Source organism: Turicibacter sp. (genome assembly GCF_017941855.1).
In the GTDB taxonomy this organism is placed as follows: Bacteria; Bacillota_I; Bacilli_A; order MOL361; family Turicibacteraceae; genus Turicibacter; species Turicibacter sanguinis.
This window is the reverse complement of the sequence record NZ_JAGAVR010000102.1, coordinates 45751-72641: the sequence shown is the minus strand read 5'-3', so window position 1 is coordinate 72641 and position 26891 is coordinate 45751. Positions and strand designations below refer to the sequence as shown.

Genomic DNA, 26891 nt, shown 5'->3' with positions numbered 1-26891 from the left:
GTATAATTGTTAAGATATGGTTAACTAGTTTCTACCCGCGACCTTATATCTCGCGGACTACAAGTAAAAACTTTGTATGTCCTCATCATACAATCCTTTTTACTTGTTGAACACCGAAATGGCCTTCGGTGTTCTTTTTTTATGTCTAATTTTCAATTCTAGTTTTTTAAAAAGAAAATTCTGAATCATTAAAGGAGAAGGGTGAGGACTGAATCCTCTTCCTTTGAATTTTTATATCTAAAAATCAGCACCCACCCAAATATGAAATAAGGTAATGTTAAAATACGACATCAGGTCTTTTTATGCCGAAACTTGTAGAAACATTAAGCTGAGATTGTATGAAAAGACAGTATCTTTTTTGTGAGATTATTGGTAAAATGATAATACAAACGCTTTCTCGATAGAAAGCTTATTTAATGTGAAGACAGTTGAAGATATCAAACATATCTTGGGGATTCATATAGGGGGGATATATTAATGGAGGATTTTTCACACAATCCATTAGCAACAAATCATGAAATTTTAGAAGGGATTATTCGATTAGTTCAATTCGATATCTTATTAAATGATTACGTGGCATGGCTTGATTTTGAGGGGGATCGTGTCATTATTCCACGTCAAGAACTCGAATTGTATGAAATTAAAAGCACCTTAAATCATTATATCGGGATGAAAGTGCAATTTAAAATCATGAGTTATGACGAACAACGACGTGTTTACTTAGCTTCATGTAAAGAAATAAAAGAAGAACGTCGAAACGACATTATTGCTCGCTTAAAAGAAGGAGAGTCATTTGAGGCGACGATTACCAAAATTGTCTACTTTGGTGCCTACTTAATGATTGATGGCATTTCAGTTATTTTACGTAATCAAGACTTTTCAAATGACTACACAACCGTGGGGGATATTTATCATGAAGGGGATACGATTCTTGTTTCGTTATTAAAGGTGAATGATAATATGAAAATTAATGTTCAAGCTGTTGAAAAATATGAAACACAATCAAGCATTACCATTGAAGATTTTGAACCCCAAACCGTCGTTTATGGACTTGTTCGTAACGTTAAATCTTGGGCATGTTTTGTCAATATCGCCCCAAATTTAGATGCGATTTGTCCGGTTCCAACTTATTTTAATGTCAAAGAAGGAATGAAGGTAGCCTTCAGAATTAATCAAGTTCGATTAGATGAGGGCCGTGTCCGCGGAAAAATCATCAAAATCATTCATTAACCACAGGAATTACACCTCAATCGTGGAATTATATCACTATAAAATTCTAAAATATGATATAATCGTATCAATTAAGCGATAAAAGAATCGATTGGGGGAACTTATATGTTAGGTTGCATAATTGGAGATAACTTACGAAATCAAAAAAACTCCAGTGAAGGCATTACAATCATGATGGCGGTAGCCGATGTTTTATTATCCAAGCTTGTCTTTGAAGACTTAAGACAAGAATCCGAAAGTGACACCCTTTATCGCAATCGCTTTGATTACTTTATGACACACGCTAAAAAGACAAAAAAAGACATTCAATTAAGTCAATGGACACAGATTGCAGCCATTCCCATTGGATTTAGCTCAAACACCATCGATGAGGCAAAAGAAGAAGCAAAAAGATGTACCCGTATCATGACAGATAATAAAAAAAAGCAAGAAGAGGCAGCACTGCTAGCTAGTTTAATTTTCTTAGGAAAAGAGGGGGTACCAAAAGAAGCTATTCCTTTCTTTTTAGAAGCCGAATATAACCTGAAATTAACACCAAAGAAATCACCACTTGCACGTGCCATCTTAGATTTAATTTCACAAGAAAGTTTCGAATCTTATTTAGAGCATAATAAACTAGCTAAAAGAAGATCTTATACCTTATTATGCGGTGGACTTGGCCAAGCCTTTTTCCCGCTTCCCGCTTCTTTAAGTAATGCAACACTCGATCTCTTACATGAAGATTATAAGCGAATCGTCTTAAGCTTTCATAAAACATACGATTTAGCCTTTTAATAACGAAAAGAGCAAATTTTTGCTCTTTTTTGTTTGCTCGACAAAGGTCCCCTTGTCTGACATGAAAACATATGATATCTTAAATCGTAAAAGATGTCTTCGGGGGGAATAGTATGCAATCATTAAGCTTTTGGCTCATTTTTTCAATTCTATTAACCATCGTGGTAGAAACCATCAAATTTAAATCCATTAAAAAAGCACTCTACTTCATGAAACACTCACCAATAGAATTTATCTTAAACGTCCTCATTATCTCCTCAACCTTAGCCTTATCCTTCATGGTGACACGTAAAGTATTTGTCTTTACAATCGTCACTATTTTTTGGTTATTATTATCCATCACCAATACCATCGTCACGACATTAAGAGGCTATCCACTTATGTTTTCCGATATCTTTTTAATTAAAGAAGGTTTAAGTTTGTCTTCTCAATACTTCACACCACTCGTGATTAGTATGGTGTTAATTCTTTTAGGCTTCTTATTTTGGATTGGTTATGATTTATTTCAAATTCAATTCGAAACAACAACCTTACAATACGTCATGGGCACAGTCTACGTTTTTTTAGCTGGGTATATCTTTTATAAAACAGAGAAAAAAGAATTACCAAAACCCGCTGAAGAAGTTGAGTTATATGAGCAAATGGGGTTTGCCTATTCCATTACAGATTCCTTATATCCTTATTTAAATAGAAAACCAGACTCCTACAGTGAAGAAAAAATGAACAACCTGGCTCATGATTTGATGCCGTATTTTAAAAATCATCCCCAAAGTGTAGATCATAATGTGATCATGATACAAATGGAATCCTTCTTTGATCCGTTAACCTTACAAAACCTTTCAATTAATATCGATCCAATCCCTACTATCAGACATCTAATGAAAACTGAGCCGTTTGGGAAACTCATTGTTCCCACATTTGGTGGGGGGACCGGTAAAACTGAATTTGAAGTCTTAACATCCATGAATGTTGACTATTTTGGACCGGGTGAGATTCCACATAATAGCATTTTAAAATCAACTGACATTGAATCTCTCGCCACTCATTTCTCACAATCTGGCTTTGAAACCATTGCTATTCATAACTATGAAGGTAATTTTTATAACCGACACATTGCCTATCAACATTTAGGATTTGATCGCTTCGTCCCCCTGGAATACATGGCAGGCATTGAAGTCAATCACGATTTATCTCAAATGAACGACGAACATTTAATCCATAACATCATTAAAGCGATATCCCAATTTGAAAAGAGCTTTATATACGCCATTTCAGCCGGCACACATCAACCGTATAATGAAACGAGTTATGATGAACATCACGATATTCAAATTGAAGGAGATTTATCATTAGAAGAGAGAGCATCATTACAAGATTATTGCATCAAACTACATCGACTAGATCATCAAATTAAGCGTCTTCTAAAATACTTAGAAACACGTCAGACTCCAACCACGTTAATTTTATTTTCAGACCATTTACCAAATTTGCCTGTCATTAATGATGAAACATTTTATCCGTTTGATCATTATGAGGTTCCAGTGATGGTTAAACATCCAAGTGAATTTACCTTTCATGACCAAAAGCTACCTGCTTATCAACTTGCAACAGAAATTTTAAATGCTGTTGGTATACGTGGGGGAATCATGAATGCGATTCATGATTTAGAGAAGGGAACATTTCATTATCAGTCAGACTTAAAATTAGCTCAGTATGATTTAATCTATGGAAAACAATTATTAGCATCGGTCTTTCCACAGCATAAAACAGAAGAAATAAAATTTGGAATTGAACCACTAACCATTCACTCGATTATGAAAACAGACCATCACTTGGTGATAAAAGGATCTGGATTCAATGGCGATAGTCAGGTGTTTATTGATGGAAAAAGAGTGCCGACAACGTATATTAGTGAAGGGGAGTTACATGCCGAAATGAAAATGAATAAAGGCAATCTTGTGACCATTAAACAAATTAGTGGCTATCATCAAGCACTCGATGAAGGAAAAAGCTTTGAACTAGCGAAGATTAATTCGTAAACGTTGACATTTAACATGAGATTTGATACATTGATTATAACAATAGAGGATGGAAGAAATGACATATTTCTTCTGTTTTTTAGCCATTAATAACCTAGATCCTAAGTTATTAAAATACGTTGATACTAAGGCTAATGCTAGTCCCGATCAAAATTTCTTTTAACAGAAATTAATCGGGACTTCTCTATTTTTTATGTTTATAGGAGGAGTTTATGTTATGAAGTTTAAAGACCACTTTAAGTCTAATGCCTCGTTTTATAAAGACTTGTGGATCATTGCATTGCCAATTGCTTTGCAACAGCTTGTCACCTCAAGTTTAAACATGGTTGATACGCTAATGGTTGGTAAAGTCGGGGTTGATGCCGTAGCTGCTGTTGGGGTTTCAAATCAATATTATTTCTTACTAAATATGATTATGTTTGGAATTTATAGTGGAGGAATGGTTTACTTCGCTCAGTACTGGGGAAAAAAAGATGTTAAAAGTATTCATCGCTTACTTGGATTTACCTTAGTACTAGGAGGAATCTTATCCATCATTTTCGGCGGATTAGCCTTCTTTATTCCTGAAAAGATTATTAGTATTTTCACGCCGGATGTTGCGGTTCAATCGCTTGGGGCACAGTATTTAAAAATTGCTTGTTTAAGCTATCCATTTATGATTTTATCATTTGGATATAGCATGGGCCTAAGAGCCGTGGAAAAACCAAAATTTTCGATGATCGCCTCAATCATAGCATTGACGCTCAATACCATCTTAAACTACTTACTCATCTTCGGTGCATTTGGATTACCGCAACTTGGTGTAATTGGAGCCGCGATTGCAACACTTGTTTCTCGTATCGTTGAGTTTATCCTCATCATGTTCTTTGCTTACTTTAAAACTGAGACGATGAATCCAAAACTTTCAGTCTTACTTTCATTTAACAAAGAATTAATTTCAAAGCTAATCACTACTAGTTTACCTGTTGTCATCAATGAGTGTTTCTGGGGACTAGGGACAACGGCCTATTTAGTCATTTATGGTCAGATTAATGTTGAGTCGATTTCAATCATGAATATTGTGACCTCAATTTTCAATATTTTCTTCATTGCTGCTATTGGCGTTGGAAATGCTTCAACCGTGATGCTTGGAAAACAACTAGGTGCGGGTGAAAAGGATAAAACATATGATCATGCTATCCTTTTCTTAAAAACAGGTGTTGTTTTAGGGATTCTTTCAAGCCTTATTCTTATTGCTTGTATTCCACTGATTTTACCCATGTATCAAAATTTTGAATCGAGTACCTTAAAATTAATGGGGCAAGTCCTCGTTATCTTTGCATTTGGCTTAACCTTCCGTTTCATTAACATCATTAATATTGTGGGGATCTTCAGAGCGGGAGGAGATACAAAGTATGCCATGATTCTTGAACTCGGAATCTTATGGACCGTTGGGGTTTTAGGAGCCTTTATTGCAGTCAATCTCTTTAACGCGCCATTACTTATTGTGGCGATGATTGTTCAATTAGAAGAAATAGTCAAAGTGGTCATTGGAATATTTAGAGTTCGCTCAAAAAAATGGATTAATACCCTTGTTTAATAAAAAAATCAGCCTTTTCAATAGGCTGATTTTTTTATTAACGAAAATAATGAATAAGCAAAGTATTTAAATTTTAAAAAAGGGAAGGTCGTACTAAAGCAGATGAAGATTAAGTGAGGGTGAGTGAAACTTAATCTAAGAGAAAAAGCGGCCATCCCTCATCGGATGTGCCGCTTTTAAAACATTAAACGAGCATAAGATCACTGATATTAACCCATGAACCAGGAGTTGTTGCTGATTTTGAGATGTTTAGTGCGTGGGTTGCCCCCTCAACATATTTATAAACATAGTATGTTCCGACATTCACAGAAGTCGTGGCGATGGTTGTCGTTGAAGTCCCGTATCCGTTAATTCGTTTAACCACTTCAACTTGATCTCCATGGTTAAAGGATTGCGTTGAAATGAAACTTACGTTTGTTTCATCAACCCAAGCTCCAGGAGCAATTCCTGATTTCGAAAGATTGATTGAATGGGGACTTCCGTCACTTACTTTAAAAACGATGTACTTCCCACTAGCCAAAAGGCTCGATGCCACAGAACTAGTAGCTGCCTTATAACCTGAGGCAGCCGTATTTAACTGAACTTGATTCCCAACACTTAAACTTTTATTGTTTTTTTTTAGGTCAGTCGCATTAACCCAAGCTCCCGCTACCGTCCCTGTTTTTGAAATATTAACAGCATGTAGCCCATTAGAAGCTACTTTATAAACTTTGTAAGTTCCAGCACTAACAGAAGTTGAAGCTTTAGTTGCCAAAGATGTCGAGTACCCAGAAATAGTTTGTAAAACTTCAACGCTGTCTCCAACCGAAAAATTAACCGGTGTTAAGGGCGTACTTGGGGTAGTGGTTGATTCAGTTAATTTTTGATATTCTGTTTGAATCAAGACTCTAAACACCTCATTCCCATAGCGATCTAGAATATCATGTGGGCAATGTTTTCCACTCCGTGCTTGATGAGGTAAGACTTTTGCCATTGGAATATTGTAAGTTTTCATTAACGATGCAATGACTTTAGCACCATTTTCAATGGCTGCATTTCTTAAACTAATGTCGCTACTTGTAGAATAGGCCATTTCAATCCCAATTGACTTCATATTTCCTGCACCTGTTGAACCATCTCCAGCATGCCATGTTTGAACATTGAGTGGCAAGCATTCAATGGCCATTTGATCATCGACGACGATATGAAATCCAATGTACACATTATCAGTTCGATTATTCAAATAGTTTCGTTCATTTAATGCCGAAGCATTATTTGAGGTTTGATGGTAGGTAATCTCTGTTGGGGTAAAGCTTGTTCCATATTTATACTTTAGATTGTGTTGCGTTTGATCAAGATGCATGACTTTGTACGTGTATGCCATATATATTTACCTCCTTGTAACTTGCTCATTATAGTATATTTTAACTTCCTCAAAGAGGAAGGGATAAAGAACCGCTCATTGAATAAATACGCTGTTGCCCAAGTTTTGGAGTAATCATCTTTAAATTTTTTAAGATTATCTTCAGACTTCTCTTTTATACTTAATATCGTCAAAGCTTTATATTTGAAGGGAGACAGTCAAAATGAAATTAAATAACAAACATAAAGGAACCCTTTTCCTTGCCTTCTTAGCAACTATGGGGTTATCAGCATGCCAATCAAACAGTAATAACGATACAATAACGAACACTCAAGCAACTGATGAGACAAGCTCGTCACAAAGTTTAAGTACTCAATCAACAGTGTCAGCCAATGCGACGATTCAGTTAAAACAAGATCAAACAACGGTTGAAGGAAATGGCGTGAGCATTGATGGAAATACCATTACAATTACATCAGGTGGAACGTATAACATTAGTGGAACATTAACTGATGGACAAATCATTGTAGATAGTTCAGATGAGTTAGATGTCGAGCTAGTATTAAATGGCGTCGAGATTACTTCCTCAAGTAGTGCACCTATTTATGTCAAAAATGCTAAAAATGCAATCATTAACTTAGTGGAAGGAACAGAAAACATCGTCACTGATAGCGATTCATATGTTCTTGAAGATCCAACCAATAATGAACCTAATGCTGCAATATTCAGTAAAGATGATCTAAAAATTAAAGGAACAGGATCATTAGTGGTGAATGCAAACTACGATCATGGAATTGTCAGCAAAGATGATTTGAAAATTAAAAATGGAAATATCACCGTAACATCAGTCGGTGATGGATTAAAAGGAAAAGATTCAATTGAAATTGAAGATGGAACCCTTACCATTAATGCCGGTGGAGATGGATTACAATCAAGTAACGCCGAAGATCCAACACGTGGTTATATTACGATTGATGGTGGAACGTTAAACATTGTAGCGGGACTTGATGGAATTCAAGCGGAAACAAACGTTACGATTAATGGTGGAAGTTTTGATATTCAATCAGGGGGAGGAAGTACGAATAGTAGCTCATCAACAAATACTAACATGATTTGGGGGCAATGGGGAGCACCCGCTAGCCAAACGACTACGGAAACAAGCTCATCAAGCGCCAAAGGAATCAAAGCAGTTGTTGATATTACAATTAACGGCGGAACCTTTACCATTGACTCATCAGATGATTCGATTCACTCAAATGATTCAATCAATATTAATGGAGGAACCTTTGAAATTGCTTCTGGAGATGATGGGATTCATGCTGATACAACCCTTAATTTAAATGGGGGAGAGGTTAACATCACCCAATCATATGAGGGATTAGAAGCCACAACCATTAACGTTAACGATGGAAGTTATTATGTCGTATCAAAGGATGATGGAGTCAATGCTGCTGGAGGGAATGATGCCTCGGCTACTAGTGGACGTCCAGGTCAAAATAATTTCTCTGCTTCTAATGGAATGATTTATTTAAATGGTGGATTACTTTATGTTGATGCATCAGGCGATGGATTAGATGCGAATGGATCCATTGAAATGAATGGTGGAACCGTGATTGTCAATGGACCGACAAATAGTGGAAATGGTGCTCTTGATTATGATGGAACTTTCAATATTAAAGGTGGAACATTAGTCGCTGCTGGAAGTTCTGGGATGGCGCAAACTCCAAGTTCAACTTCTTCGCAACCTATTTTAAGTATTGGAACCTCATTCTCTGAAGGAACGCTGATTAATATTAAGTCAGAAAATGGGGAAGATATCTTTACGTTTGCACCTGCTAAATCAGGACAATCCATTATCATTTCAACTCCTGCTTTAACATCAGGTGCAACCTATACGGTTTCAAGTGGAGGAACGTCTTCTGGAGTCGTAACAGATGGAATTTATACTGAAGGTTCATACTCTGGTGGAACAGAAATTGGTAGTGTCACACTTTCAAACACCATCACAACGATTGGGCAAACTCAAGGTTCAATGGGAGGAGCCGCTGGTATGGGCGGAATGGGTGGTAAAGGACAACGCCCGATGAATTAATCGCAAAAAAGACACAGATAATCTGTGTCTTTTTTGTTCTATCTCCCTCGGCTCATTTCTATACTAAATTATAGATATTTATGCCATTCATTTAGGGGGAGACGATGAGTTATCAAAATGATCAAGTGATTAAATGGGCCCTTAATACCATTAAACGAGAATATGCTGAAGATGTAAGTTTGTTATTACTCTACGGATCATATGAAAACGGAACGTCAAATGACTTGTCAGATGTAGATTTATATTTTATTCCAAAAACAGAGCGTGCTTATGAATTAAGTCAAACATTTATTATAAAAGATATTGGTTATGATTTATTTCCAATGAGCTGGCATCGAGTCGAGGAGATTGCAGACTTTAATGACCGTTTAACGCCTTGTGTTGGAGATGTAAAAATTTTATATGCAAACTCGATTGAAGATGAGAGACGATTTAAGCATTTGCAATTAAAACTTCATAAACATTTAAGTGATCGAGCATTTATGTTAAGTAAAGCGAAGCAACAACTAACAAAAGCCAAGAAAACAATGGGGGAACTAATCCTGGCAAATTCAACGTGTGAATCAAGACTTCATGCCGCCTCTATTATCTGTCAATTATCAGATTGTGTTGCTTTTTTTAATCAAACGTACTTTCATCGTGGTCTTAAAACACAGGTGGAAGATTTAAAACAAATGCGTAAGCTTCCGCTTCATTTTTTAGAGTTATACGATTTTATTGTGACGACAACTTCTAATCGTGATCTTCAATTGGCTTGTATGGCGTTAATTAAAAGCACGGAATTTTTACTTAAACAACAGGATAATCAAAAACAAGACCTTGATTATGAAAAACTGATTGGGCGATACGAAGAGCTTTGTTCAAGCTTCAATAAAATTTATACACAGTGTCAGCTTCAAAATGCGGCACTCGTCTATTTAAGTGCAGCACAAGTTCAAGTAGAACTTAACGAAATAACTGAAGACTTTCATTTTCCGAGATTTGACCTATTGTGTTATTTTGATGCTTCAAATCTTGAGAATTTTTCAATTGAAACCTTTAAAATTGAAAATCAATTCATTACTACTTTAAAGGAACACTCGATCCCAATTCGCTCATTTGCCACCATTGAAACGTTCCTTGAAACACAGTGATTTGCTAGAAGTTCATAAGTTGGGTATAATAAAGGAATAAAGATATATTGATAGGTGAGAATCATGTTTTTTATAGGAATTTTTGGTATTGAAACAAAAGATCAAGAAATTGGACCGCTGACACCGATCAGTTGTAAAGGATGTCAACAAACGGTACCCATGACACTTTTTAAACACTTTTATGTCTTTCACTTTTTCTTTATTCCACTGATCAAATGGAAGACAACCTACTATGTCGTTTGTTCAAATTGTCAAACCATTGCCATCATAGATAAAGAAAAAGGACAGGCCATTGAAGCGGGAGAACAGTCTAGTTTGACATTCTGGGACTTAGAACCCCTTCAGTCACAGATGTCTTCTGCTTTAACTCATTGCAAACACTGTGGTAAACAAATTGATCCAACTTATGACTATTGTCCTCACTGTGGAACACCACAATAAAAGCCAAGAAATCTTGGCTTTTTTATTTTTGATTTAACACAAAGTGTTCAATAGCGTTGGCAACACCACCTTCTTTGTTAGACGTGGTAATAAACTGAGCGGCCTGTTTAACATCCTCAGTTGCATTGCCCATGGCCACCCCAACCCCAGCAAATTGAATCATTGATAAATCATTTTCGCTATCGCCAATACACATCACTTCATCCGGTGTTAGATTAAAATACTTGGTTAACTGTTTGACAGCTTCACCTTTAGAGCTACCTTTTTTCATGACTTCAAAGTTGTTTTTCCAAGATGAAACAACTTCTAAATGAGGGCACTTCGCTTTAATTTCTGCTTTTACTTCATTTAAAATGTCTTGGTTAGGTGCCAAACAAACCCCTTTTAAAATTTGACCTTCATAGTGTCCGTAGATTTCATCTAAACTCGATAAGACAACTAGTTGGATTTGTTCGTCTTCTTTTAACATTTTATTCAATTGTTTATAAAGATTCGTCTCTGGTAGTTCTTGCAAGGAGATAAGTCCAAAGTTAGCCGTTAAATAGGCGAGAAGCCCATGCTGTGTCGTAATCTCTAAAAAATCACGGACATCCTCAATCAATAGCGGATTTTCATAAATGGTTTCTCCATTTGTTCCCCCAATAAATGCTCCATTTGAGGCAATAATGGGCGTCGTTAACCCAATGGTTTTGGCATAGAGTCTGGCACAATTATAAACACGTCCTGTTGTAATTGCGACATGAACACCTTGCTTAACAGCCGCTTTAATGGCTGCTTGATCTACTTCACTCACTTGATGATCATCCATTAATAGGGTTCCATCCATATCAATACAAATTAATTTTATCGCCATGATTCTACCGTCCTTTACAAATAAATTTATTAGATTCTCCTTTAAATATTATTCAGTAAAACGGACACATTAAACCTCAAAAGGGTATTTTTTAATGAGAGGAGAAGATTCAATGGGACAATTTTTACTAATTAGTTTAACGTTTCTTGTTATTTCGATTTTAATTTTTCGACATCGAACACTTGATTTTGGCATTTTGAAGACGATTCGCCACCTTATTTTAGAGATTAATCGGATGTATCGACTCTTATTTCTTGAACGCTCTTTATTAACACGCTTCGTTCAAGGTGGATTTATTATTTTTGCACAGGTTTCAACGTTTGTGTCACTCGCAACAGGAATCTTTCGCCATCTTAGAGTTGATGCTTCTATCCTCCATTTTGAACCCCTGATTAAAGGAGGGATTGTCCTCTTTGCCTTTTTATTAGTTCACTATGCCATTGGTTATGTCCTATTACTAAGTAATAAAATTCATCTTTTCTTCTATCGTGTCGAAAATCAGAATCTTAAAATGGACTTTATCTTAAGTTATACGATGATTAGCACGTTTTTATTAGTCTTATTACTATTTCCAGACCAATTTGCTAAAAATATTTCCATTAGCTTGATTGGGATGGGGATTTGCTATTTCTTGAACTTAAAGACCTTGATGACGATGATGATTAATCCAACCTACGTCAAATCGGTTCAACAACAGCAAACTTCTTTTTCAAGAATTATGATCGCTGCGATTTTAATTCTAATAATGCTCATTTTAAATCTCTATCTGATGGTCTGTTTAGTCTCTCATCTTCCACATGAAGCACCTGTTTTTTCCAATGCCAACAACTATTTTGATTTATTTTATTACACCATTATTACCTTTACAACCATTGGATATGGGGATATCACCCCCACCACGATGGCGGCTAAAACGATCTCATTGCTTATCTCAGTAACTAGTGTGATTTGTCTCAGTATCTTTTTAAGTACCATCCTATCTTATCGTGATCAAATTAACGATAACGAAGGCAATTCCTAATCATAAAAAAAGCAAAAACAATGAGGATTTCAGGATATGATTAAATGAAACGGGAAATTTGAATGATTTTATCAATATCACCTTAAACAGAGATCTAATAGAGCTCTGTTTTTTTGACTGTAAAAGGCGAAATTTCATCTTTTTGGGTTATTCAATCCCGCTGATTGTCATATATTAGTAGTAAAAAAGGGGGGATCAGACGATGTTAGATCAAACCATGCTTCGAATCAAACGAAATATCAAAATCTGCCTGAGTGAAATTGAGGAAATGTTAGAAACGAGTGACAGTTTGCTTTTTAATAACAACATTGTCATTTTAGTTGATCGGCAGCTATATCATCAAGTAGAAGACTGCCACAAGCAACTAGCAGAAGTCGGTGCAGATTTATATAAAATTTATGCAAATATTGATGAAGAATATACGTGGAATGTCCTTGAATTGACGATTTTAGGGCACGATTTAATTGAAAAAATGAATGACATGATTCAGATTATTGAGGACAAATGGACAGAATCTGATATTGATGTGAATAAATACCTTTTTGCCGAGGCAGCTCTAGACCGACTCGATAATGAAGAAGTCATCTTAGATATTGATGATTTAGAATATGTGGTTGACCATCCAAAGCATTACTGGATTTGTCTATATGTGGTCCACGAGAAAGAACACGAAATTTGTCATTATGCTTGTTTTAAAACAAAACGAGAAGCCTTAGTGTTCGCCATGCAAATGCAAAACTGTGGGAAAGACTGTATTTTTAACCGATTTGAAATCAAAATATAGGCACCGGGGGATGACTCCGATTTAAGAAACGAGAGAATGAGCTACCTGAGTGAGGCAAACGCCATTCTTTAAACGGTGAAGAAGAGTGGCAGAACAGTTTGTAAAAAAATTAGGATGGGAGTTCTGTTAGACTCTGCTGTGATACTTAGTAAGCGGGAATAAAAAACACACCGTTTAAACGGTGTGTTTTTTATTGATTTAAATGGTCCGTTAAAGCATCAACTGTCACAGTCAACAATCTCAATTCTTCTAAAATCTTCTCGATATGATAGTTAAAGATTGAATCAATAGGTTGCTCTAAGTGAACGTCTCCTTGACAACCATGATGGAAGAAATCAATGATTTGCAAACGATTTTTAATAGTTAAATCGGTTTCCTCAACACTTAAACAAGCAATACATTTGGCATGAAAATAAATATCATGACAGGCTTCAATCGTAACTTTTAATTGATTTAAAGAAACGGGATTTTTATCAAAGCGTCGATCCGCACAATAATTCTGATAAATCGTATTTAAACGACTTAATTCTGTATGTAAGCAGTTGACGTCTAAATCCTGATGAATGAGAATGTTTTTTACTAAGTTTTTCGTCATGTCTTCAATGGTTTCAATTTCCTTTGTTAGCGTTCCTAGGTAATTCGGTTGCGCAATCACATAGTTCACAAAAATCCCAACAATGATTCCAATCGATGTATCCGTCGTGCGTAAAATCGAATAGATTAATGGGTCTTGACCTTGAATTCCAATTAAAATAGAAACACAAACCGTCGAAGCAATGATAATCGATGAACTAATTTTAAATGAATTACAGCAAACAATCGTCATAATAACGGCTAGACCGATAAATAGTGGACTATGTAATTGAAGTTGAGCAAATAAAAAGCCAATGATCGCTCCCATAACCGTTCCGAGCAATCGATTTTTTCCTGCGACTAATGAACTTTTCATCGTATTTTGCAGTGCAAAAATCGTCCCAATGACAGCATAAAACACATTGCTAATTAAAAAAGTTTGTCCTAAGTAGAGTGTCAGGACAACGGCGATTCCTGTTTTTAAGGTCCTCATTCCAATATATCGTTTAATTAGACCTAACTGTCTCATAAGCTGTTCCCCTTTATTTTTTAAATCATCATTAGTTTAGCATGGCAAAAGACTGACAAGCAAGAGAAGTTCCATTCAATTTTATTATTTCTTCTCATAGTTTATACAAATTTGACAAAACTACTAAAGATTAAAAAAATACTACCAAAAAGGAGCTGTCAGTGAGATATGACTAGACCAGATGCTTCATTTCCAAGCACTGCTAAACCTCAAACTCAAAATAAACAACCCGGAATTGAGTCGCAAATGGATCCGAAACCCATTTTTGAACATCCTGAATACAATAAATCGGGTGGGCGATTGGATCAAAAAGTAGCCATCATTACAGGAGGCGATTCTGGAATTGGTCGAGCCGTTTCAATTGCTTATGCAAAAGAAGGCGCAAAAGTCGTCATCGTTTACTATGATGAAGTAGAAGATGCAGAAGAAACAAAACGTATCATTGAGGCCCACCAAGGGGAATGTTTGCTAATTCAAGGAGATATCGCCGATCCTAAGTTTTGTGAAGCCGTCGTGTCAAAAACGATGTCTACCTTTAATCAAATTAATATTTTAGTGAATAATGCTGCAGTTCAATATCCTCAAAATGACTTAACTCTGATTAAAGATGAAGACTTACATAAAACATTCGCTGTCAATTTTTTTGGTCCCTTTTACTTAACACGCGCGGTTTTACCTCATTTAACCGAAGGAGACTGTATCATTAATACCACATCCATTACAGCGTATGAAGGGAATGAAACTTTAATCGATTATTCCTCTACTAAAGGGGCTTTAACAAGCTTCACGCGTTCGTTAGCGACAAATCTAGCGAAAAAGAAAATTAGAGTTAATGCTGTCGTACCAGGTCCAATTTGGACTCCTTTAATCCCAGCGTCATTTGATGCACAAAAAGTTTCGCAGCATGGCGCTAATACAGCTCTTGGTCGCATGGGACAACCTGTTGAATTTGGAGCAGCCTATGTCTTCTTAGCCTCAAATGATGCGTCTTATATGACAGGTGCCACGCTTCATATTAACGGTGGTAGCATTATCAATTGCTAAAACGATAGATGATCTATCGTTTTTTTATTTTCACAAGATAAAAAAACGAACAAATGTTCAAAAGATAAAAAAGATACTTTTTTTAAAAATGAACATTAAAAGTGTGATTTTTTCCACATTTTAGATGATAAAACCATTAAAAAGGGCTTAACGATAGAATAGGGGTTAACTTTTCTCACCGCCCCAATAAAATACGAACGAACGTTTGTAAGGAATTGTGACGATAAACCAAGAATATTAACTCATGATTATTGTCATTTATTCATTCAATTCTCCGTATGATGTCACATAAATGTTAAAAAGATAAGGTGATTGTCATGTGTGGGTTAGTTGCATTAATAAAACAAAAGCAAATCACCGTAAATGATTTAGCTTTTTCATATCAGGCTTTACAAAAAATGAAACATCGGGGACCTGATGATCAAGATTTGTATTATAAAGACCACCTCATTCTTGGATTTAATCGATTAAGCATCATTGATTTAAAACAGGGGGTCCAACCGTTTCATCGTGATGACTATAACTGTCATCTCGTCTTCAATGGCGAAATCTATAATTATCAAGAACTTCGAAATCAATTAGAAAAACTCGGTTTTTCCTTTGACACTCAATGTGAGGCGGAAGTCATTCTTTGTTTATATCACCTACTTGGAAAAGAATTCATTACACAGTTACGTGGCATGTTTTCACTCGTTTTATACGATGAACGAACAGAAGAGCTGATTGCTGTTCGGGATCGATTTGGAATTAAACCGTTGTATTATTATGTAGAAGATGATGTTTTATTTTTAACGTCAGAACTAAAACCTTTTAAACAATCTACCATACCTGAGGCTAGTCTTGATTTTATTGCTTTACAGCATTACTTTACCTTTCAATATATCCCAGAACCTTTGACGTGTTTGAAAGATGTCAAAGTATTAGAACCCGGAACTTATTTAACCTACCAACGAAATAAAGGGATTGAAATCAAAGCTTATAATACCATTCAATTAATTCCCCATCATCAAATCTCATCGTTACATAAACATCAATTAGAAACCGTCATCAAAGAATCTGTTCGTGCTCACTTACAAAGCGATGTAGAGGTCGGATGCTTCTTATCAGGAGGGGTGGATTCGACTATCATTACAGCTTGTGCTAATCAATATCATCCAAAAATTAAAGCCTTCACGATTGGCTTTCACGAAGCGGGATATAGTGAAATCGAGGCCGCACGTGAGACCGCCGATTTTTTAAATATTCCTTTATACAGCCGATTCATTACCGCTCAAGAATTTATCGAGGCAACCAAAACAGTCATTGATTATCTCGATAGCCCGGTTGCCGATCCCTCCGTAACAGCCATTTATTTAGTCGCTCAAGAAGCGCGTAAACAAGTTAAAGTCATTTTGTCAGGTGAGGGGGCAGATGAACTGTTTGGAGGTTATCGGATTTATCGTGAGCCTAAGTCACTTGAAGTCTTTAATTACTTATCACCTAATACGAAAAGAAGTTTACTCACGTTATCTCATTTGATTCCAACTGGAGTAAAAGGGAAGAGTTTCATCGAAAGAGGATGTATCCCCCTAAAGGACCGGTATGTTGGAAATGCCTTTGTCTTTAATGAACGTGAAAAACAACAGTTGTTAAATTTTTATGATCAAAACTTTACGTTTAAAGACATTACCGCACCACTATTTGAACAAATTCAAGATTTAGATCCTGTCTCTCAAATGCAAATGATTGATCTTCATACCTGGCTAAGAGGGGATATCTTGGTCAAATCAGATCGTCTATCGATGGCACATGCCTTAGAATTACGTGTTCCATTTCTTGATCAAAAGGTCTTTCAACTAGCAAAGCAACTGACAACAAATGAAAAGATAGGGCAGAATCAAACGAAAGTTTTTTTGCGAGAAGCGTTTAAAGAGATGATTCCACCTCATGTGTATGAGGCCAATAAAAAAGGGTATCCCGTTCCATTAAAGACCTGGCTCAAGAATGAACTGTATGATGAAGCCAAGCGCTTAATTTTATCCCCTCAGTGTGAGCATTTAATCAACCAAAAATCAGCACTTCGGTATCTTGATCAACATGCAACCGGGAAACACAATCACGCTCGTAAAATTTGGGCGTTGATGACCTTTGTAATGTGGTACGAAAGTTGGAAAATAGAGTAAACCAAACTCGTCAAGTATAAAAAGGATATTTTCATGTTATAATAACTAAATAATACTCTTTTTATCTAATACTGGAGGCACTTATGAAACCAAACTACTATTTTATTACTTTTACAGTGGCCATGTTAATCGTCACTTTATTAAACTTTTTAGTTGAATTAAATGCTTATACACCTCCAGTTTCTGAATCTGATCAAGCCGTTATGGGACAAGTACAGGATGCGTTTAAAGTTGTCGATTATCCTATGACGTTAATTACACTTGAAGAACAATGTATTAATGAAGAATCCTATCAAGTCCCTTGTCATGCATTACAAGACGTCCAAAAGGGAGACATCTTAATTTCTAAATCAAGTCATACCTTGCTTTTTCGTCACGGTCATGCCGGGGTAGTGGTTGATGCAGAAGCGGGACTTGTCCTTGAATCACTTGGTTATGGTGAAACCTCAACGCTACAACCCCTTTCTAAATGGGATTATTATCCGACTGTTAAAGTATTACGTTTAAAAGATGCCACGCCTGAGTTAATGGACCAAATCGTTGAAATTGCCCAAACACAGTTTTTAAATTTAGACTATAATGTGTTTGTCTCTAAAAAAGATTTAAGTGCCACGCATTGCTCTGATATTGTTTGGAAAATATTTAATGAAGTAGGGATTGATTTAGATAGTAATGGAGGACGGACAGTAACACCACAAGATATTGCAGCTAGTGAACTGTTATACGAAGTGGAATCATACGGATTTTCATCGGAAAGAGAATGGTAAGATAACAAATGAACGCGCTAACCTTAGCGCGCTTTTTATTGAAAATCTAAAAATTTATACTATTTTTCCATTTGTATGAATGCTGTATTCCTGTACAATAATAAGGTAGAAGTATTAAAAAAGAAGGGGCGTTAATCTTGCCATTAGCAGAATTTAAGTATATAGAAAAAGCGTTGGCTACACTGGATAAAAAAAGTGAGCAACTCCAAATTATTTCAACTTTATTACAAATAGAGTTCGAACAAATTGTTAACTTATATGATATTGAATATTTAAACATTACATCACGTGTTAAAAGCCACGATAGTTTAAAAGAAAAAATCTTACGTCAAGGATACTATAAAAAATATAATGATCCGATTCGTTTAATCTACCATCTATCTGATTTAATAGGGGTAAGAATTGAATGCCGTTTTGAACAAGATGAACGTGAAATTTATAAAATTCTCAGAAAACATTTCAATATCCGAAATGAAGAAGGGTATTACTACAATGACATGAATCCAAATGTTAAATTGAGTTTAGATGGTCGACAACCACAAAAACAAAAAAATGGATTCAAAATTTATCGAATTGATGGCATCATCACCGACACAAATACGGATTTACCATTTGAACTTCAAATCAAATCACTCGTTAATACCTTTTGGGGAGAAATTGAACATAAAATCATCTATAAAAACTATAGTTACCTACTAGTGGATGACTTATTAAAAGAGATGATGCATTCGATTAAAAATAACTTGGCTTTACTCGATAAACAGTTATTAACTATTTATCGAAATGTTGAACAAAATCAAACCGATGAAGATTACCAACGTAAAGGATTTGAAGATATGTTAGCGAAGATGTGCAACGATGTCTTTGCTAAAAAAATAAAAGCATCGATTGGCATGAATGTTAATATCAAAAAGGCCTGTCAAACCATTATGAAATATACCTTCTCGCCAACGGGTGGATTTGAATTAAATCAAAACACAGCTACCTTAATTAAAGCCCTCGAACGATTATCCGAAATTTCAAAACAAACCGTTCATTTCAATGTTCCAATCAAGTTTGAACGTGATCCGATATATACAACACAATTCCAAAAAATTGTAGGTCCTTATTTTATTGATGTCATGAATAAAGAATTTCATTGGAATTTATTCTTCATTATGTTATTTGAAATCGAACCTCAAGATAATGTTGGGGACTTTGAAAAGTTTATTGGTTTCTTAGAACAGGCTTATCAATCCTCACCGAGTGTCACACGTCTTAAAAAAGTGCTCTACTCACAACTTGAAGAACATAGTGATGACATCATGGAACAAATTATGGTAACCTTAGCTAACAGTATTATTGCAACAGATGATATTGAATGTATTTATGAAGATAGTATTAGTGACGTTACGAGTGTCATGATTGATGTCTTACGTGATATTACCTCACAAATTACAACGATTGACCAGTGGCGTGACCAGCAAGATGTCTTATTAACTGAATTAAGTGACCGATTTAATGAGGCATTAGAATAGAAAAAAAGCGCAATTTTTTAAATTGCGCTTTTTTTCTTAGTCAACAAAGTATGATTTTAATTCTTCTGTTGTTTTTGAAACAGTTAAAGCTAACATCAATTGGATGCGAGCTTTTTGACCATTTAAATTACTCGCTAAGATAGCCCCCATATCGCGAAGCTGGGCACCACCACCAAGATATCCATAAGATCCAAGCACTCGTCCTTGTAAACAACGTGAAACAATGACCACCGGAATCTTATTTTCTGTTGCGGCCTTTATACCTTCTAACATTAGCGGTGGAACATTTCCACGTCCCATCGCTTCAATGACAATCCCTTTAACGTTTTGGCTCACTAGGAAGTTAAGAATGGTTGAATCCATTCCAGAAACGGCTTTAAGCAAGTGAACATCTGATTCAATTTGATTTGTTTCAATGTGGGGAGTAGGGGCAGAGCTTTTATGATAATAAATCACTTCATCTTGATCAACAATTCCAATAGGACCAAATTCAGGTGATTTAAAGGTATCAAGACTCATCGTATGTGTTTTCGTCACTTCACGAGCTGTGTTGACTTCATTGTTTAAGACAACCAAAACACCTTTTCCACGAGAGTTTTCGTGAGCAGCCGTACAAATAGCTGCCGCTAGATTACTTGGTCCATCATATCCAAGTTCCGATCCATTACGCATCGCTCCAACTACAACAACTGGTTTTTCAGATGATAGCGTTAAATCTAATAAATACGCAGTTTCTTCTAAGTTATCCGTTCCGTGTGTCACAACAACTCCACAGATATCCTCTTGTTTTAATTTATTTTCTACGACTTGTTTTAATTCCATCATTTTCTCAGGTGTCATATGAGGCCCTGGTAGAGCACCAAATTCAACAATATCAAGTTCAGCAATTTGATCAATATTCGTAACCATTGACATGATATCTTGACTAGACATTGAAGGGATAGCCGCTTTTAAACGAGGATCAACTTTCATTGAAATAGTCCCACCGGTAAATACTACTGCCACTTTTTTCATCATAATAACCCTCCAAATTTCATTTTTCTACCTTTTTTATTTTACTCATTCTCCCATAACGTTGCAACCTTTATTCCAAATAATCCTCTACTAACAATAATCTGGATTCAGCGTGCCTAAACATTCTTATCTTGCAAAACTAATCGTGAGGTAACATCCTGTTTTCTAACAAATTTTAACCTGAACTTTTTATTTAGACGTGTCAATATCATAAGACTCCATCATTTTAATCGTTAAAGTTCATTAAAGCGTAGCAATCTATATCATAAGCTATTGTCATTTTAAAAAGACGATACTAAGTCACCTTACGCTTAATAACAGAATTTAGATTGACTGAATCAACTTTCATTCTAGCGAAATAATTGAGAAGCGAAGTAAAGAGGAGAGGGAATAAAAAAAACTCTCCGCTATGAAGAGTTTAGATTACTATATATTATCCGGCACAGAACGATGAGCTAATCCAATCACAACATCATCTAAATGCAATAATCCAATACTTAAGAAAATACAAACGGTTAAATGTTCACGATGACGTGCAATTGCAATCTTTCCACCAGCATTTAATCCATTTGCTTTCATCGACACTTGCATGATCGCATCTCTGGCAGCACCTGCTACTGCACCATCTAAAACCATGCATTCTTTAGTAATGCCCGTTTTTCGAGAAGCAATAATGGCACGTTCAATAATTTTTGGGATTGATTGAATTAAATTTCCACCTACATCAACTGCCGTAGCATTAATTCCATGTTCTTTTAATTGCTTGACAAGCTGATCTTCTTCATTTCTAGACGAAGTCATCGCCACTTTAACTGCCGCTTTAGTCACATCTAAACTTGTAAATTGATTCATCTACTTAACCTCCTTACCACTCTTAATAAGGTTACACCTTTTTTTTGTAAAATTCAAAGGAAAAATCGTGTTTTTTTATTAGGTTTTAATCCTATTATGCTCAAAAAGAAAAAGGGATAGTCATCTAAGCGCCCTAAAAGGTTTAACTCAAGACTCTCCCTTTAAAAAATTATGAAAATAATAGTTCATCACTGATTTGACCACCAATATTTTGTTCAAATTGATGTAATAATTTTTCAGGTGTTAATTGTTTTTTCTCATCACCTGAAATATCTAATACAACATGGCCATCATGTAGCATGATTAATCGATTACCATAAGTAATCGCCTGACTTAAATTATGTGTAATCATTAAGGTGGTAATATTTGAAGTTGTAACGATTTGATTCGTCAATTCCATAATTTTTGCTGATGTTTTAGGGTCCAGTGCCGCTGTATGCTCATCAAGTAACAACAATTCTGGTTTAACGAGTGTTGCCATTAATAATGATAACGCTTGTCGTTGCCCACCTGATAATAGCCCAACAGGGGAGTTCATTTGCTTTTCTAGGCCTAATTCTAATGGGGTAACAAGTTCTTTAAATAACTTTAAATCCTTTTTAGATTCTAAAAAAGATAATCCAAATCGTTTCCCTTTATTTTTAGCTAATGATAAATTTTGAGCAATCGTCATAGAAGGAGAGGTTCCCATCGTTGGATTTTGAAATACCCGACTAATGAACCTTGTTCTTTCATATTCAACTGTATGTGTTAAATCTTCTTGATTTAAGAAAATTGTGCCACTATCAGCAGAAATTGAGCCTGATATTAAATTTAATAATGTGGATTTTCCGGCGCCATTACTTCCGATGATGGTCACAAATTCACCATCTAAAACCGTCAAGTTTAAAGAATCAAAGATTCTTTTTTCATTAACTGTGTTCGGATAAAAAGTTTTGCTCAGTTGTTGGATCCTTAACATCTCTTATCCCACCTTTCATTTCATGTTTTTTAAAGAGAGTAACTTTAAAATGATAATGATTTAAAGCTAGAGCCAGTGTCACAATAGCAGCACTTAGTAATTTTAAATCATTAGGTGGAAATCCAAATTGCAAAGCAAGAGCTGTACAACCCTGATACAAAATAGCACCAATAATGGCCGTGGTTGTTGGAAGAATCCAAGATGATTTTTTAAATATCGCTTCTCCGAAGATAACAGCCGCTAATCCAATGACAATCGTTCCAGTTCCCATGGTGACATCAGCATACCCTTGATATTGAGCACTTAAAGAACCAGCTAATCCAACTAACCCATTAGAAATCATTAAACAAACAATCTTCACAAAACCGATATGAACTCCGAGTGTCGTGACTAATTGAGGGTTATCTCCTGTTGCTTTGACCATAAATCCAAATTTTGTTTTCAAAAACAAATCAACCAATAACTTCACCACCATGACCACAAGAACAATCGTAAGCAGGGTAGGGAGGGATGTTGAAAAAAGATGTTTTTGATTAAAGAGTGCAATATTCGCACGATTCCCCATCACTCTTAAGTTAATAGAGTACAATCCACTCATCACTAATATTCCTGAAAGAAGGTTCGTGATTTTCAATTTCACATGTAAGAGCCCTGTCACAGCTCCTGCTAACATGCCTCCAATAAATGAAATGAAGATGGCAACAGAAGCATTTATCCCTTGGGTTAAAAGTAGGGCAGTGATTGAAGCGCCTAGTGGAAACGTCCCTTCAACTGATAAATCTGCAAAATCCAAAACTTTATAGGTTAAGTAAACACCGAGTGCTAAAATTCCAAAAATCAAACCTTGTTCTAAAACGGTTAGTAGAACGGTCATACTAGTCACCTTCTACAATTTCAGCTTCACTTAAAATATCCTCAGGAATCACAAGTCCAATCGCATCTGCATTCTGTTGATTTACAATTAACGTTGTATTCTCAAGCGTATTAATGGACATAGTGCTCGGATCTTTTCCTTCTAATACTTCGACTGCCATTAATCCAGTCTCATATCCTAACTGGTAATAATCGATTCCTTCTGTGGCAACTCCACCTGCAGTTGCCATTCCTTCTTCACCCGTAATGACAGGTACCTTTTTCTCCACGCAAGCATTCCATAACACCGGCATCGCACTGGCTACTAAATTATCCGTTGGGGCATACATCACGTCAATTTTATCAATAATTGATGAAACAGCAATTGGAATATCATTCACAGAAGTTATCCCCACTTCTACAATCTCATATCCTAAAGATTTAGCAGCTTCTTTTGCCATTGAGACTTGGACTTGTGAGTTCACTTCACTTGTTGTATAGATGACACCAATTGTTTTAGCATTCGGTACAAGTTCTTTAATTAAGTTCATTTGTTTTTCAACAGGTGTTAAATCACTCGTTCCTGTTACATTAGTTCCCGTGACATCCCAATCTTTAACAAGTTCAGCTGAAACAGGATCAGTTACAGCTGTAATGACGATTGGAATCTCTTGCGTTGCATTATAAGCAGCCTGAGCAGCTCCTGTTGCAATGGCAAAAATCATATCCACCTGATTTGATACAAATTGTTTAGCAATTGTTTGTGTCGTCGCCATATCTCCTTGAGCATTTTTTAAATCAAATTTAATATTTTCACCATCCACATAACCTTCAGCTTCTAGTGCTGCCACAAATCCTTCATAAGAGGCATCCAGTGCAGCATGTTCCATATACTGTAAAACTCCAATCGTTTTAACGTCTGAATTTTCTTGCTTACTGCATCCTACGAGAAAGCTACCACAAAAAACAATCCCAATCCCTAAAATGTTCAACCATTTACTAGCTTTCATACCATCATTCCTTCCTTTTTCCTTCCTTATGCAATTCAACTGATAACTGATTAGAAAAACTCTCCATCTTGGAGAGTTTGTGAGTCTAATAGAGTACTCGAGATTCCATGTAATCAATCATAATCTCACAAACCTTCTATTGGGTTATTCTAATCATCCTACTAGATAAATTCCCCTTGAATTTATCACCCAAAACACCAATATGTGGAAATATCGTGCCCTGAATTATGATTATTATATGACCGATGCCTAGAAAAGTCAAACCATTTAAAAGTTAATTTTTTCCATTTTTTAAAAAAACAAATAAAAAAAACACTGTAGCAGTGTCTTTTCAAATACAATATAGATACAACATAAATAGAGGTATGAGAAAGAGAAGAAAGGTGAGCTCTAAGTTGTAATGTCTAAGTTGGGCTCAATCATATTATGGTTTGAATTTAAAATTATATACAATAAATCATCATAATATTTAAAAAAATAAAAAAACACCATTGCCGGTCAATGGTGTTTTAGGAATGTAGGTAAAGATAAGGAGTGTGAGCACAACTGGCTCATTACTATTATACTTTTAAAAGATTAAGAGTTTCAAGACATAACAGACAACAAACCTTGATTGCTGTTTTATCCCTCCTTTCTTTCGATTTTCTTTGACAAAATACCTTGAATTCTTTTGCTAAAACAGTAAGAACTCTATTCCAATCTTAACAAGATGTAGTATTTTGTAGTTAATCATCTGATCTAAAAATATTAGGATTCATTTTATTATGATGACAACTTAATGCTTGATGAGCAGGTCCTTCTATTACCTCTCCCGTATAAGAAAATCGTGATCCATGACAAGGACAATCCCATGTTCGTTCAGCCGTATTAAAAGCTAGCTCACACCCTAGATGAGGACAGGTGATATCAACTAGATAAAGAAGCCCTTCTTTATCTTTATACAAACCATAATTTCCTTCGTTAGTGGCTATAATGGTTGCTTCATCAACACCTAATTCTACGTTTTTCTCACCTAATTTTAACTTACCTTTTATGTATTCAAACGCTATCTTTGAATTGTAAGCGATTAAATTCTTAATTGCCATTTTAGAGTTTAAACGACTTGGAGAGAATAGGGCAGTATACGGACTATCCATCCCTCTAATCAATTGATTTAAAAGAAGAGCCGCCGCGGTTCCATTACTCATTCCCCATTTACAATATCCAGTTGCAACGAATTGATTTAAACAATCTTTATGAAGTCTCCCTATATAAGGCATATGATCAATCGAGACAACATCTTGTGTTGACCACTCATATGAAATAGCATCCGTTTGAAACTTTTCTTTTGCAAAGTTAATCAAGGCTTCATAATTTTCATTCGTATCTTTCACGGTACCTGGACGATGATTTTCACCTCCAATTAAAAGAAAATTTTGATACGTCCGAATGGAGCGTGTTGGCGATTCATACGAAATATACATTCCATGGGGTAGGGAAGAAGCATTCTCAACCGCTATCAAATAGGAATGACTCATCTCAATTTTAGAAAAGAGAAGCGATCCATCATCATAAAATGGAAAATGACAGGCTTGAACCACACGCTTAGCGTTAACCTTATATCCATTAGATGTGATGATTGAGGAACTTTGATCCTCATTGAAAACCATCTCACAGGCTGTTGTATGCTCATAGATCGAAATATTAGAATACTCAGCTAGTGCCTTTAATAAACCGACTAAATACTTTAATGGATGAAACTGTGCCTGATTTTTAAATGCAATGGCCTTTTCAATTGGAAAGGGGAGATCGAGCGATTCTACCAGTTCACAATCCATGTTTAGTGAACGACAGGCTTCATATTCTGCCTCAAATTTTGATAAGTTTGATGCCTCTTGGGTAAAGACATAGTGGGGGAGTCTTACAAAATCACAATCAATCTTTAAATCATGTATCGTTTTCGCCACAAAATCAATGGCTTCTTGCTGTGATTCATAATATAGCTTTGCACCATCATAACCAACATTTTGAATTAAATCCTGATAAATTAACCCTTGACCAGCAGTTAATTTCGCCGTTGTATAAGCAGTTGTCCCATGAATAACTTGGTCTGAATCAATCAATGCAATCTTTAAGCCAGAATCACGTAACAAATAAGCCAACGTAATCCCAGTTATTCCGGCACCCACAATACAAACATCAACAGATAGATCTTCACATAGCGAATAATAACTAGGAACGACCGTCGTATCTAACCAAAGTGGAACTTTCATTTTAAAACCTCCTAAAATAGACTCAATATAGTTTGGAATTCAAAAAAGGAAACTATGTATATCTTTTATT

At 35.6% G+C, this 26891-nt stretch carries 22 protein-coding genes and 1 riboswitch; of the genes, 13 read left to right on the top strand and 9 right to left on the bottom strand.

All coding sequences use genetic code 11. The features are described from left to right. Positions 1 to 80: riboswitch (purine riboswitch) on the top strand. This riboswitch is flagged as partial in the annotation. A gap of 397 nt (positions 81 to 477) precedes the next feature. The 4 genes from J6D32_RS10865 to J6D32_RS10850 all read left to right on the top strand — a co-directional run bounded on the left by J6D32_RS10865 (position 478) and on the right by J6D32_RS10850 (position 5622). Further along, entirely contained in the window at positions 478 to 1230 is a 753-nt protein-coding gene (locus J6D32_RS10865; RefSeq protein WP_006784084.1) for a S1 RNA-binding domain-containing protein, read from the top strand. 105 nt (positions 1231 to 1335) lie between these two features. Further along, on the top strand, positions 1336 to 2004 hold the full coding sequence (locus tag J6D32_RS10860) for a hypothetical protein (RefSeq protein ID WP_006784083.1): 669 nt from the start codon (positions 1336 to 1338) through the stop codon (positions 2002 to 2004). 113 nt (positions 2005 to 2117) lie between these two features. Further along, the gene (locus J6D32_RS10855; protein WP_006784082.1) at positions 2118 to 4043 is read left to right on the top strand and encodes an LTA synthase family protein; all 1926 of its coding nucleotides are present in this window, start codon (positions 2118 to 2120) and stop codon (positions 4041 to 4043) included. Positions 4044 to 4260: 217 nt separating this feature from the next. Next, the gene (locus J6D32_RS10850; RefSeq protein WP_006784081.1) at positions 4261 to 5622 is read left to right on the top strand and encodes an MATE family efflux transporter; all 1362 of its coding nucleotides are present in this window, start codon (positions 4261 to 4263) and stop codon (positions 5620 to 5622) included. 184 nt (positions 5623 to 5806) lie between these two features. Here the strand turns inward: J6D32_RS10850 and J6D32_RS10845 are convergent, their stop codons facing one another. Continuing rightward, complete coding sequence (locus J6D32_RS10845; protein WP_132942723.1) at positions 5807 to 6985, bottom strand: peptidoglycan recognition protein family protein; 1179 nt, start codon at positions 6983 to 6985, stop codon at positions 5807 to 5809. A gap of 202 nt (positions 6986 to 7187) precedes the next feature. Between J6D32_RS10845 and J6D32_RS10840 the strand changes: the two genes are divergently transcribed. From J6D32_RS10840 to J6D32_RS10830, 3 genes are all read left to right on the top strand, one after another. Continuing rightward, on the top strand, positions 7188 to 9056 hold the full coding sequence (locus J6D32_RS10840) for a carbohydrate-binding domain-containing protein (protein ID WP_006784661.1): 1869 nt from the start codon (positions 7188 to 7190) through the stop codon (positions 9054 to 9056). Between the two features lie 104 nt (positions 9057 to 9160). Further along, positions 9161 to 10189 carry a nucleotidyltransferase domain-containing protein gene (locus J6D32_RS10835; protein WP_006784662.1) on the top strand — a complete coding sequence of 343 codons (1029 nt, stop codon included), beginning with the start codon at positions 9161 to 9163 and terminating at the stop codon, positions 10187 to 10189. Between the two features lie 63 nt (positions 10190 to 10252). Then, positions 10253 to 10630 carry a zinc ribbon domain-containing protein gene (locus tag J6D32_RS10830; protein ID WP_006784663.1) on the top strand — a complete coding sequence of 126 codons (378 nt, stop codon included), beginning with the start codon at positions 10253 to 10255 and terminating at the stop codon, positions 10628 to 10630. A 22-nt stretch (positions 10631 to 10652) separates the two neighbouring features. Here J6D32_RS10830 and J6D32_RS10825 read toward each other — a convergent pair whose 3' ends face one another. Then, on the bottom strand, positions 10653 to 11483 hold the full coding sequence (locus J6D32_RS10825; protein WP_006784664.1) for a Cof-type HAD-IIB family hydrolase: 831 nt from the start codon (positions 11481 to 11483) through the stop codon (positions 10653 to 10655). A gap of 112 nt (positions 11484 to 11595) precedes the next feature. Here J6D32_RS10825 and J6D32_RS10820 point away from each other — a divergent pair, with 112 nt between their 5' ends. Beyond that, positions 11596 to 12504: a potassium channel family protein gene (locus J6D32_RS10820; RefSeq protein ID WP_006784665.1), complete on the top strand. Its 909-nt coding sequence runs from the start codon at positions 11596 to 11598 to the stop codon at positions 12502 to 12504. 202 nt (positions 12505 to 12706) lie between these two features. Further along, positions 12707 to 13288, top strand: a complete 582-nt coding sequence (locus J6D32_RS10815) for a hypothetical protein (protein ID WP_006784666.1) — start codon at positions 12707 to 12709, stop codon at positions 13286 to 13288. Positions 13289 to 13478: 190 nt separating this feature from the next. Here the strand turns inward: J6D32_RS10815 and J6D32_RS10810 are convergent, their stop codons facing one another. After that, a complete protein-coding gene (locus J6D32_RS10810) occupies positions 13479 to 14390 on the bottom strand; it encodes an FUSC family protein (protein WP_006784667.1) in 912 nt (303 codons plus the stop codon). A 168-nt stretch (positions 14391 to 14558) separates the two neighbouring features. Here J6D32_RS10810 and J6D32_RS10805 point away from each other — a divergent pair, with 168 nt between their 5' ends. The 4 genes from J6D32_RS10805 (at position 14559) to J6D32_RS10790 (ending at position 19880) form a co-directional block, all read left to right on the top strand. Then, positions 14559 to 15434, top strand: coding sequence for an SDR family oxidoreductase (locus J6D32_RS10805; protein WP_006784668.1), 876 nt, complete (start codon positions 14559 to 14561; stop codon positions 15432 to 15434). Positions 15435 to 15751: 317 nt separating this feature from the next. Continuing rightward, positions 15752 to 17596 (top strand): asparagine synthase (glutamine-hydrolyzing), encoded by a 1845-nt coding sequence (asnB, locus tag J6D32_RS10800; RefSeq protein WP_009606304.1) that lies wholly within the window; start codon positions 15752 to 15754, stop codon positions 17594 to 17596. Positions 17597 to 17679: 83 nt separating this feature from the next. Further along, positions 17680 to 18363, top strand: coding sequence for a YiiX/YebB-like N1pC/P60 family cysteine hydrolase (locus J6D32_RS10795; protein WP_006784670.1), 684 nt, complete (start codon positions 17680 to 17682; stop codon positions 18361 to 18363). 137 nt (positions 18364 to 18500) lie between these two features. Beyond that, positions 18501 to 19880 carry a GTP pyrophosphokinase gene (locus tag J6D32_RS10790; RefSeq protein WP_006784671.1) on the top strand — a complete coding sequence of 460 codons (1380 nt, stop codon included), beginning with the start codon at positions 18501 to 18503 and terminating at the stop codon, positions 19878 to 19880. Between the two features lie 36 nt (positions 19881 to 19916). On the opposite strand, the gene J6D32_RS10785 is transcribed toward J6D32_RS10790, so the two are convergent. The 6 genes from J6D32_RS10785 to J6D32_RS10760 form a co-directional block, all read right to left on the bottom strand. Beyond that, complete coding sequence (locus J6D32_RS10785) at positions 19917 to 20897, bottom strand: asparaginase (protein WP_006784672.1); 981 nt, start codon at positions 20895 to 20897, stop codon at positions 19917 to 19919. A gap of 423 nt (positions 20898 to 21320) precedes the next feature. Then, positions 21321 to 21746 carry a HutP family protein gene (locus J6D32_RS10780; protein ID WP_006784673.1) on the bottom strand — a complete coding sequence of 142 codons (426 nt, stop codon included), beginning with the start codon at positions 21744 to 21746 and terminating at the stop codon, positions 21321 to 21323. 169 nt (positions 21747 to 21915) lie between these two features. After that, positions 21916 to 22707 (bottom strand): ABC transporter ATP-binding protein, encoded by a 792-nt coding sequence (locus J6D32_RS10775; RefSeq protein WP_006784674.1) that lies wholly within the window; start codon positions 22705 to 22707, stop codon positions 21916 to 21918. Then, on the bottom strand, positions 22658 to 23581 hold the full coding sequence (locus J6D32_RS10770; protein WP_006784675.1) for an ABC transporter permease: 924 nt from the start codon (positions 23579 to 23581) through the stop codon (positions 22658 to 22660). Before J6D32_RS10770 ends, J6D32_RS10775 begins: the two co-directional genes overlap by 50 nt. A gap of 1 nt (position 23582) precedes the next feature. Next, a complete protein-coding gene (locus J6D32_RS10765) occupies positions 23583 to 24569 on the bottom strand; it encodes an ABC transporter substrate-binding protein (protein WP_006784676.1) in 987 nt (328 codons plus the stop codon). A gap of 725 nt (positions 24570 to 25294) precedes the next feature. Beyond that, positions 25295 to 26821, bottom strand: a complete 1527-nt coding sequence (locus J6D32_RS10760; protein WP_287467672.1) for an FAD-dependent oxidoreductase — start codon at positions 26819 to 26821, stop codon at positions 25295 to 25297. Between the last annotated feature and the right edge of the window lie 70 nt (positions 26822 to 26891).

Excerpts from the sequence above, each read along its gene's own strand:
- J6D32_RS10860 (WP_006784083.1), top strand. The coding sequence starts at position 1,336 with ATGTTAGGTTGCATAATTGGAGATAACTTACGAAATCAAAAAAACTCC.
- J6D32_RS10840 (WP_006784661.1), top strand. The coding sequence starts at position 7,188 with ATGAAATTAAATAACAAACATAAAGGAACCCTTTTCCTTGCCTTCTTA.
- J6D32_RS10845 (WP_132942723.1), bottom strand. The coding sequence starts at position 6,985 with ATGGCATACACGTACAAAGTCATGCATCTTGATCAAACGCAACACAAT.
- J6D32_RS10770 (WP_006784675.1), bottom strand. The coding sequence starts at position 23,581 with ATGACCGTTCTACTAACCGTTTTAGAACAAGGTTTGATTTTTGGAATT.
- J6D32_RS10830 (WP_006784663.1), top strand. The coding sequence starts at position 10,253 with ATGTTTTTTATAGGAATTTTTGGTATTGAAACAAAAGATCAAGAAATT.
- J6D32_RS10825 (WP_006784664.1), bottom strand. The coding sequence starts at position 11,483 with ATGGCGATAAAATTAATTTGTATTGATATGGATGGAACCCTATTAATG.
- J6D32_RS10850 (WP_006784081.1), top strand. The coding sequence starts at position 4,261 with ATGAAGTTTAAAGACCACTTTAAGTCTAATGCCTCGTTTTATAAAGAC.
- asnB (WP_009606304.1), top strand. The coding sequence starts at position 15,752 with ATGTGTGGGTTAGTTGCATTAATAAAACAAAAGCAAATCACCGTAAAT.
- J6D32_RS10785 (WP_006784672.1), bottom strand. The coding sequence starts at position 20,897 with ATGATGAAAAAAGTGGCAGTAGTATTTACCGGTGGGACTATTTCAATG.
- J6D32_RS10865 (WP_006784084.1), top strand. The coding sequence starts at position 478 with ATGGAGGATTTTTCACACAATCCATTAGCAACAAATCATGAAATTTTA.
- J6D32_RS10765 (WP_006784676.1), bottom strand. The coding sequence starts at position 24,569 with ATGAAAGCTAGTAAATGGTTGAACATTTTAGGGATTGGGATTGTTTTT.
- J6D32_RS10855 (WP_006784082.1), top strand. The coding sequence starts at position 2,118 with ATGCAATCATTAAGCTTTTGGCTCATTTTTTCAATTCTATTAACCATC.
- J6D32_RS10780 (WP_006784673.1), bottom strand. The coding sequence starts at position 21,746 with ATGAATCAATTTACAAGTTTAGATGTGACTAAAGCGGCAGTTAAAGTG.
- J6D32_RS10820 (WP_006784665.1), top strand. The coding sequence starts at position 11,596 with ATGGGACAATTTTTACTAATTAGTTTAACGTTTCTTGTTATTTCGATT.
- J6D32_RS10805 (WP_006784668.1), top strand. The coding sequence starts at position 14,559 with ATGACTAGACCAGATGCTTCATTTCCAAGCACTGCTAAACCTCAAACT.
- J6D32_RS10815 (WP_006784666.1), top strand. The coding sequence starts at position 12,707 with ATGTTAGATCAAACCATGCTTCGAATCAAACGAAATATCAAAATCTGC.
- J6D32_RS10810 (WP_006784667.1), bottom strand. The coding sequence starts at position 14,390 with ATGAGACAGTTAGGTCTAATTAAACGATATATTGGAATGAGGACCTTA.
- J6D32_RS10775 (WP_006784674.1), bottom strand. The coding sequence starts at position 22,707 with ATGTTAAGGATCCAACAACTGAGCAAAACTTTTTATCCGAACACAGTT.
- J6D32_RS10795 (WP_006784670.1), top strand. The coding sequence starts at position 17,680 with ATGAAACCAAACTACTATTTTATTACTTTTACAGTGGCCATGTTAATC.
- J6D32_RS10835 (WP_006784662.1), top strand. The coding sequence starts at position 9,161 with ATGAGTTATCAAAATGATCAAGTGATTAAATGGGCCCTTAATACCATT.
- J6D32_RS10760 (WP_287467672.1), bottom strand. The coding sequence starts at position 26,821 with ATGAAAGTTCCACTTTGGTTAGATACGACGGTCGTTCCTAGTTATTAT.